An 8,429-nucleotide genomic window follows, 5' to 3' on the forward strand; every position below is an offset into this window, starting at 1 on the left:
TGCTGTCAATGGGGCGCGCAATGCCGCTCTTCTGGCAGTTCAGATGCTGAGCATCCAGGATCCTGAGCTGCGGGAAAAGTTCAGGAGATATAACAGGAACGATGGCTGAGGGTGTAGTCAGGAAGGCAGAGAAGCTGAAGACAGGAGGGAAAGCTATTGTTTGAGGCACGAATCTATATAAGTTTGAAAAAAGGGATCCTCGATCTGGAGGGTAAAACAGTTAAACACGGCTTAAAGTCTTTAGGGTACGACCAGGTAGAAGATGTAAAGACAGGCAAGTACCTGGTTCTCACTCTCAGCACTGCTGATCGATCTGCAGCGGAACAAGCGGTAGAAGAAATGTGTGAGAAACTCCTCGTCAACAAGGTAATGGAGGAGTACACTTTTGAGCTGCGGGAGGTTGAAGAATGAGATTTGGAGTAGTGGTTTTTCCCGGGTCTGATGCTGCTGACTGCTACTATATTATCGATCAGGTGCTCGGCCACTCTGTTTCTTATGTTTGGTACCAGGAGAGGGATTTAAACGGTTTTGACTGTGTGATTCTTCCCGGTGGTTTTTCTTACGGAAATTATCTGAGGGCTGGGGCAGTGGCTGCTGTGGCTCCGGTAATGGATGAAGTCGTAAAATATGCGGGAGCAGGGGGGGCTTGTCTTAGGTATCGGCAACGGTTTTCAGGTTCTTCTGGAGGCGGGCCTGCTTGCGGGAGCGTTGCGCCGCAATGAGATACCGCGGTTTCGCTGCCATGATGTTTTTTTGAAGGTGGAGAACAACACCCTTCCCTTTACCAACAGCTACCGAAGGGGAGAGGTGATCAGTGTTCCTATTGCCCATGGTGAAGGGAACTATTACATCGATCATCAGGAACTAATTAAGATGGAGCAACAGGGACAGGTGGTCTTCCGCTACTGTACAGAAGCAGGAGAGATCGCATCTGAGGCGAACCCCAATGGGTCTGTGGGGAATATCGCCGGCATCTGCAGCAAAAAGGGGAATGTTCTAGGTTTAATGCCTCACCCGGAACGCTGTGCCGAAGAGATCTTGGGCAATACAGCAGGGCTGCATATTTTTCTGTCTATTTTGAACTGGTTAGGGATCAACCGTCAGGAGGGGGTGACTGTTCATGGCTGAACAGAAGCCTGTATGGCAAGAGATGGGATTGACCGCGGGTGAATATGAACAGATCTGTGAACTTCTTGGGCGTGAGCCAAACTATTTAGAGACAGGGCTCTTTGCTGTGCTCTGGTCGGAACACTGCAGTTATAAGAATTCCCGACCTGTATTAAAAAGGTTCCCCACAGAGGGGAAGCGTGTCCTGCAGGGCCCCGGTGAGAATGCAGGAGCGGTTGATATCGGGGATGGGCAAGCGGTTATCTTTAAAGTGGAGAGCCACAACCATCCATCAGCTATCGAGCCTTATGAAGGTGCTGCCACAGGAGTAGGGGGTGTCACCAGGGATATCTTCACCATGGGGGCGCGCCCCATCGCATCTTTGAATTCCCTGCGCTTCGGCAGCCTGGATGATGATGCAGTGCGCCATCTTTTATCCGGAGTTATAGAGGGGATCGGTGGTTACGGCAACCGCCTCGGTGTTCCCACAGTTGGTGGAGATATCTTTTTTCACTCCAGCTTCAAAGAAAATCCCTTGGTCAATGCCATGTCTGTTGGCCTGGTAGACCATGATAGAATTGTGCGCGGGCGGGCGACTGGTCCCGGTAATCTGGTGCTGCTGGCCGGTGCTAAGACCGGAAGTGACGGGGTTCACGGCTGTACCTTTGCCTCTGAAGAGTTGAGTGAGGAAACCGAAGCCCCGGCAGTGCAGGCGGGGGGGATCCTTTTTTGGAAAAACTCCTCATGGAGGCCTGCCTGGAAGTGATGGAAAAAGGTTATGTGGTAGGGATTCAGGACCTGGGAGCAGCAGGACTTACCAGCTCCAGCGCTGAGATGGCCGGGAGAGCAGGCACAGGCATAGAGATCGATGTCTCCCTGGTGCCCATCCGGGATGAGGGAGTGACCCCCTATGAAATCATGCTCTCCGAGTCCCAGGAACGGATGCTGCTGGTGCTGGAACCCCAGGATGAGCAAGCCGTGAAGGAAATATATTCCAGATGGGGAGTGGAAGCAACTGTTATAGGCAAGGTGACTGAGGATAATATCTACCGGCTGCGGGATGGGGATGAAGTTATTGCGGAAATTCCCGTGAAGGCTCTCACCGATTCACCGGTTTGGTACCCTGAGCAGCGAGAACCGGAGTATTACCAGGAGGTGCGCTCTTGGAAGCCTGATCACCTTCCGGTCCCCAATGATTTAAACTTTGTTCTGTCACAGCTGCTGGCATCAACCAACATTGCCAGCAAGGAGTGGGTTTATACCCAGTTTGATCATACAGCACTGCTCAATACTGTTGTCGGCCCTGGCGCTGATGCTGCTGTGCTGCGCATCAAGGGCTCGCCAAAAGGGATTGCCATGACCACAGATGGAAACTCCCGCTACTGCTATCTGGATCCCCGGCGTGGGGGAGCTATTGCTGTTGCAGAGGCTGCCCGCAACCTTTCCTGTGTCGGGGCGGAACCGGTGGGACTCACCGATGGTCTTAACTTCGGCAACCCCGAAAAACCGGAAATTTTCTGGCAGTTCTGTCAGGCAGTGGAGGGGATCAGTGAGGCCTGCCAGGCCTTGGATATTCCTGTTGTCAGCGGTAATGTTAGCTTTTATAATGAATCTAATGGTGAGGCCATTTTCCCCACACCTGTTGTGGGTATGATTGGCTTTCTTCCTGATGCAGGCAGACATGCTACCGGCGCCTTTCGGCATCCGGGGGATAAGATCGTACTGCTAGGGAAATTTGTTCCCCAACTGGGAGCCAGCGAGTACCTGGCATTGGTTCACAATCTTGAGACAGGAAAGGTTCCGGATCTCGACCTGGAACAGGAAAAACGGGTTCAGGAATGCTGCCGCAATTTGATCAGGAATGGGAGCATCAAATCTGCTCATGACTGTGCTGAGGGTGGACTTGCTGTAACTATGGCAGAATGCTGTATTTCAGGAAAGATGGGAGCTACTATCGAACTGCCCTTTGAAGGGCGGGAGGATAACTTCCTCTTTGGAGAAGTGCAGTCCTGTATAATAATTACCTGTACCCCTCGTGAGTTGGCTGATGTTCTGCAAACAGCGGCAGACAGTGGGATATCCTCGCTGGTGCTGGGCCAGACCGGGGGGAATCACTTGATTATTCGTGATACAGCGGGTTGCGTTTTGATCAAACAGGATGTTGAGGAGATGGAAAAGATATGGCGGGGGAGCATTTCGAAATGCTTTTAGATGAAGATAAGCCAAAAGAGGCCTGTGGTGTCTTTGGCATTTATGCACCTGGCCAGGATGTGGCACGGATCACCTACTACGGTTTGTATGCCCTCCAGCATCGCGGTCAGGAGAGTGCCGGGATTGCGGTCGGTGACGGGGAAAAGATCACCTGTCGCAAGGGAATGGGGCTCGTCGGTGAGGTCTTTACAGAAGACACATTGAGGATGCTGAAGGGGCATATCGCACTGGGGCATGTTCGTTACTCCACAGCTGCGGAAAACACTATAGAAAATGCCCAACCCCATAACTTCTATTACAAGCAGGGAATGATCGCCCTGGGGCACAACGGGAACCTGACCAACTATGCAGAGCTAAGGAGAAAGCTGGCTGATTCCGGGGCGGTTTTCCAGTCCACAGCTGACAGTGAATTGATGATCAACCTGATTGTCCGGGCAGGGACTGAAGATCTGGCATCAGGAATTCTTAAGACCATGGAACAGCTGGAGGGGTCCTATTCTCTGATCCTGATCACCGAGAAGAAGATGTTCGGGATACGTGATCCGCACGGGATGCGTCCCTTATGCCTGGGCCGTTTGGGGGATGGGTATATACTGGCTTCAGAGTCCTGTGCCCTGGATACTATTGGGGCGGAGTTCATCAGAGATGTGAAGCCTGGAGAAGTTGTGATGATCGATGAGGATGGGGTTACTGCCCTGCAGCCACATAGAGACTGCAAGAGAGCCTTATGTGTATTTGAATTTGTCTACCTGGCCAGGCCTGACAGTGTTATTGACGGTCTGAGCGTGCAGCAGGCGCGTTATGCTCTGGGGAAGGAACTCGCCCGGGAATACCCGCTCGATGGTGATATGGTGATCCCGGTGCCCGATTCTGGGACAAGTTCTGCCTTTGCTTATGCCATGGAGCGCGGACTTCCCTTCAGAGAGGGCTTGATGAAGAACCGTTATGTGGGACGCACCTTTATTCGCCCGGTACAGGTAACACGGGATTTGGGGGTGCGGCTCAAACTAAACCCCATTCGTGAGATGATTTTTGGTAAACGGGTGATCATGGTGGATGATTCCATTGTAAGAGGCACCACCTCCGGGAAGCTCGTCCAGATGATCCGCGAGGCTGGGGCCAAGGAGGTTCACCTCCTGGTCAGTTCTCCACCTGTCACTCACAGCTGTTATTATGGGATCGATACATCTAAAAACGGGGAACTGATCGCTGCCAGCCACTGCATTGAAGAGATCCGTGAGCATATAGGGGCTGATAGTTTGGGCTACCTGAGCCGCTCCGGTTTGCATGCGGCACTGGCTCCATTTAATCCGGATATTCTCTGTGATGCTTGTTTCTGTGGGGATTACCCGATTAGGTGACAGAGGGACGGTACTTGTGTCACCTTCAGGTGTCATAATAGAGGTCTATGCCGTTGTTAGGAAAAGGATTGTTGTCTGAAAAGGGATTACGAAGATCATTTCCATATTCTGCTGAGTAGAAAATACACGAGTGGCTCAAGAGAACCGAAGAAGATGACCGTTCTCCTGATTTTGGTGGTTAGTGGTTTGTTGTTGGTCGTTGGAAAAAGGACTCATTTTCGTAATTTGTTAAGTAGAAAACAGATCACGAGAACCGTCCCTGTGATCTCTTTAATTTTATACAGATAGGCGGTTTATAGATGGAGAGAGAAAAGGATAAGTCGTTATACAGGGAAGCAGGTGTGGATATCGATGCCGGGGAACGGGCAGTAGAGCTGATGAAAAAGCATGTTGCCTCTACCCTTAGACCTGAGGTACTGGGTGGTCTTGGGGGGTTTTCCGGACTTTTTGCATTGGACCTCAACCGTTTTTACCAGCCGGTTCTTGTTTCCGGTACTGACGGTGTGGGTACCAAGCTAAAAATCGCCCAGATGGTTGGAAAGCACGACAGAGTAGGGATCGATCTGGTGGCGATGTGTGTGAATGACATCCTGGTTACCGGGGCAGAGCCGCTGTTTTACCTTGACTATTTGGCCTGCGGGAAGGTGGATCCGAAACAAGTAGAGGAGATAGTGAATGGGGTTGCTGCCGGTTGCCGTGAGGCGGGATGTGCACTGATCGGGGGAGAGACCGCAGAGATGCCGGATTTTTACCCTGTGGGGGAATATGACTTGGCCGGTTTTGCTGTTGGTGCTGTCAACCGTGATCAGATCTGGGATGGCCAGCGGATTTCCGCCGGTGACCTGGTGATCGGTCTTCCTTCATCAGGGGTGCACAGCAACGGTTTTTCACTGGTGCGCCATATCCTCTTCAAAAAATGCGGGTTTTCCGCATCTGATCAGTTTCCGGAAACCGGGCGCACCATCGGAGAGGAACTCTTGACCCCTACCAGGATCTATGTTAAAACCATACTCTCTTTGCGGGAGCGATTGGGGTATATGGTAGTCAAGGGTGCAGCTCACATCACCGGGGGTGGGATTACGGAAAATATTCCCCGGACACTTCCCCAGGGGCTGGGAGCGGTCATCAATTGCGGGGAATGGCCGGTTCCACCGGTTTTTCCGTTTCTACAGCAGATGGGCGGTATTACCACAGAAGAGATGTATCGGGTGTTTAATATGGGGATCGGTTTTGTTCTTATCGTTGAGGAAAGCGATGCAGAAAGGGTCACGGGTACCCTGCAGGAGATGGGGGAGAAATCTTATATAATTGGTAAGGTTATCAGAGGTTCCGGGGTTAGCTACCTTTAAATAGAGGTCGGATGCCAGAGGTCGGAGGTCGGAAAAAAGAAAAGTGACAGTGGCCAAATGGTGACGCCAATGGTGACGGCCAAATGGTGACAGTCACCAAAAACGATAACTTGTATAGACAACTGCGGCTAAAAGGTGACAGTCACCCCGAAAGGAGAAGGTGAAAAAGTGTGAAACACCGCCTTGCTGTTCTGGTGTCCGGGCGGGGCACAAACCTGCAAGCAATCCTTGATGCTATCGCAAGAGGATCTCTTGAGATGCAGGTAGTGGGAATATTCAGCGATCAGCCTGAGCCTTATGCCTTTCAGCGGGCAAAAGAGCAGGGTATTCCCACTGTATTTATTGATCCTGCCCGCTATGCTGATCGTGAAGAATACGATGCTGCTCTTGCGCGGGAGGTTGGAGCATTCCGGCCGGATACAGTGGCTTTAGCCGGTTTTATGAGAATCCTGACTCACGAATTCATAAATGATTTTGATGGGAAGGTTGTGAATATACACCCTGCGCTACTGCCTGCATTCCCAGGGCTTGGGGTGCAGAAGCAGGCTATAGATTATGGGGTGCATTATAGCGGCTGTACCGTGCATTTTGTTGATGAGGAGATGGATTCAGGCCCGATCATCCTGCAGTCGGTGGTTCCTGTCTACCAGAGTGATACACCGGAAACCCTGGCTGAGCGCATCCTCGTCAAAGAGCACATAACATACCCTGCAGCTCTACAGCTCCTGGCTGAGGGAAGGCTGAAGATCCAGGGGAGGCGGGTTATGATCAACTGGGAAGGAAGAATTCCGCAGCAGCCCCAGGACTGTGTCTTGGAATGGCTGAAGATAAAAGATGTACAGATTTAATCAAGGAGGTTTCCTGCAGTGACTGAAACGAGTGGTAAGAGACAAGAGAAGAAAAGAGCATTGATCAGTGTTTCTGACAAACTAGGTATTGCAGAATTTGCTTCTGCTCTCACTGAACTGGGTTACCAATTGATTTCTACAGGTGGAACAGCTCGTGTGCTGGAGGAAGCCGGTGTTGAAGTAGAGCGTGTGGAAAAGGTAACCGGTTTTCCGGAGATTTTAGGGGGGCGTGTAAAAACCCTTCACCCTGGAATACATGCAGGGATCTTGGCCCGCGACCTTCCAGAGGACAAGGCACAGCTGGAAAAACTGGGTATTGAAACGATCAGCCTGGTTGTTGTTAATCTTTATCCTTTTCAGAAAACTGTTTCCCGCTCCGGTATACCTGTCAGTGAGGCTGTGGAGCAGATCGATATCGGGGGTCCGGCAATGCTGCGCGCTGCTGCCAAGAATTTTTCCAGGGTAGCAGTTGTAGTGAACCCGAATCATTATGATCAAATAATTCAGGAACTGCGGGAGCAGGGAGAAATCAGTTTATCGACAAGGCTGAACCTGGCCCAGGAGGCCTTCAGGCATACAGCTCAGTATGATGCGGCTATTTCCAGCTATCTTTCCGGTGTAAGTGTCCAGGAAGATGCTGTACTGTCTTCAGCAGAGGTGAAATTTCCTGCTCAGATGCTCCTGCCTCTGGTTAAGATCAGCGACCTGCGCTATGGTGAAAACCCGCACCAGGATGCTGCCTTCTACCGGGAGGATTCTGGACAGCCCTACGGTGTGGCCGGGGCGCGGCAGTATCATGGAAAAGAGCTCTCCTTCAACAATATTCTCGATCTTAATGCAGCTCTTTCTATAGCGGCGGAGTTTGAGGTTCCTGCTGCTGTGGTGATCAAGCACAGCACACCATCAGGGGTGTCAATGGCTGACAGGCTTGTGGATGCCTACAGGCGGGCTTATGAGGCGGATTCACTGGCTGCTTACGGAGGTATCGTCGGTCTGAACCGCACTGTGGATGAGGAAACCGCAATTGCGATGACTGAAACCTTCCTGGAGGCGATCATCGCCCCGGCTTACAGTGAAGAAGCCCTGACAATTCTGAGGAGCAAGAAAAATTTGCGCATCCTCAGTACAGAATTTGCTGACCTTCGTGCAAAAGTTGATGTTAAGCGGGTCAGCGGAGGCTTCTTACTGCAAGATCCCGACAGTTTAGGTGATCTTAGCGGTTTGAAGCAGAATGCTAAAGTGGTTACTAAAAGATCACCATCTGAAGATGAATGGGATGACCTGATTTTCTCCTGGATTGTGACGAAGCATGTGTCTTCCAATGGAATTGTGATAGCAAAGGAGAGGCAGACCATAGGGATCGGCTGTGGACAGGTGAGCCGTGTGGCTGCTGCCCGGATCGCTCTAGCCAAGGCCGGCAAGAAGGCTGAGGGTTCGGTCATGGCTTCTGGACGGGTTCTTACCCTTTCCTGATACCATCGAATATGCAGCCAAGACGCTGGTGTCACAGCTTTGATCCAGCCAGGCGGCTGCCATCCGGGATCGGAGGAGGT

At 51.5% G+C, this 8,429-nt stretch carries 8 protein-coding genes and 1 pseudogene; all 9 read left to right on the forward strand.

Annotation, left to right across the window (positions count from 1 at the left end; all coding sequences use genetic code 11):
- Positions 1-43: 43 nt before the first annotated feature.
- Positions 44-109 carry a hypothetical protein gene (locus SSCH_RS21585; protein ID WP_408645682.1) on the forward strand — a complete coding sequence of 22 codons (66 nt, stop codon included), beginning with the start codon at positions 44-46 and terminating at the stop codon, positions 107-109.
- 47 nt (positions 110-156) lie between these two features.
- Positions 157-411, forward strand: a complete 255-nt coding sequence (gene purS / locus SSCH_RS02490; protein WP_044664092.1) for a phosphoribosylformylglycinamidine synthase subunit PurS — start codon at positions 157-159, stop codon at positions 409-411.
- Positions 408-722: a type 1 glutamine amidotransferase family protein gene (locus SSCH_RS22220; protein WP_332306884.1), complete on the forward strand. Its 315-nt coding sequence runs from the start codon at positions 408-410 to the stop codon at positions 720-722. The genes purS and SSCH_RS22220 overlap by 4 nt, the downstream gene beginning before the upstream one ends.
- Positions 628-1,128 (forward strand): phosphoribosylformylglycinamidine synthase I, encoded by a 501-nt coding sequence (gene purQ, locus SSCH_RS02495; protein ID WP_332306885.1) that lies wholly within the window; start codon positions 628-630, stop codon positions 1,126-1,128. The genes SSCH_RS22220 and purQ overlap by 95 nt, the downstream gene beginning before the upstream one ends.
- Positions 1,121-3,318: pseudogene (gene purL, locus SSCH_RS02500) on the forward strand (phosphoribosylformylglycinamidine synthase subunit PurL). Before purQ ends, purL begins: the two are co-directional and overlap by 8 nt.
- Positions 3,309-4,679, forward strand: coding sequence for an amidophosphoribosyltransferase (gene purF, locus SSCH_RS02505; RefSeq protein WP_232294171.1), 1,371 nt, complete (start codon positions 3,309-3,311; stop codon positions 4,677-4,679). The pseudogene purL and the gene purF overlap by 10 nt, the downstream one beginning before the upstream one ends.
- Before the next feature lie 299 nt (positions 4,680-4,978).
- Positions 4,979-6,028 carry a phosphoribosylformylglycinamidine cyclo-ligase gene (gene purM, locus SSCH_RS02510; protein ID WP_044664094.1) on the forward strand — a complete coding sequence of 350 codons (1,050 nt, stop codon included), beginning with the start codon at positions 4,979-4,981 and terminating at the stop codon, positions 6,026-6,028.
- A gap of 170 nt (positions 6,029-6,198) precedes the next feature.
- On the forward strand, positions 6,199-6,876 hold the full coding sequence (gene purN, locus SSCH_RS02515; protein ID WP_044664095.1) for a phosphoribosylglycinamide formyltransferase: 678 nt from the start codon (positions 6,199-6,201) through the stop codon (positions 6,874-6,876).
- A gap of 18 nt (positions 6,877-6,894) precedes the next feature.
- Positions 6,895-8,349, forward strand: coding sequence for a bifunctional phosphoribosylaminoimidazolecarboxamide formyltransferase/IMP cyclohydrolase (gene purH, locus SSCH_RS02520; protein WP_044664096.1), 1,455 nt, complete (start codon positions 6,895-6,897; stop codon positions 8,347-8,349).
- The last annotated feature ends 80 nt before the right edge of the window (positions 8,350-8,429 follow it).

The sequence above is a fragment of the Syntrophaceticus schinkii genome, from assembly GCF_000946815.1.
Classification (GTDB): domain Bacteria; phylum Bacillota; class DSM-12270; order Thermacetogeniales; family Thermacetogeniaceae; genus Syntrophaceticus; species Syntrophaceticus schinkii.

Bases quoted from the DNA above. Each gene is read 5' to 3' on its own strand.
- purF (WP_232294171.1), top strand. From the start codon at position 3,309: ATGCTTTTAGATGAAGATAAGCCAAAAGAGGCCTGTGGTGTCTTTGGC.
- purM (WP_044664094.1), top strand. From the start codon at position 4,979: ATGGAGAGAGAAAAGGATAAGTCGTTATACAGGGAAGCAGGTGTGGAT.
- purQ (WP_332306885.1), top strand. From the start codon at position 628: ATGCGGGAGCAGGGGGGGCTTGTCTTAGGTATCGGCAACGGTTTTCAG.
- SSCH_RS22220 (WP_332306884.1), top strand. From the start codon at position 408: ATGAGATTTGGAGTAGTGGTTTTTCCCGGGTCTGATGCTGCTGACTGC.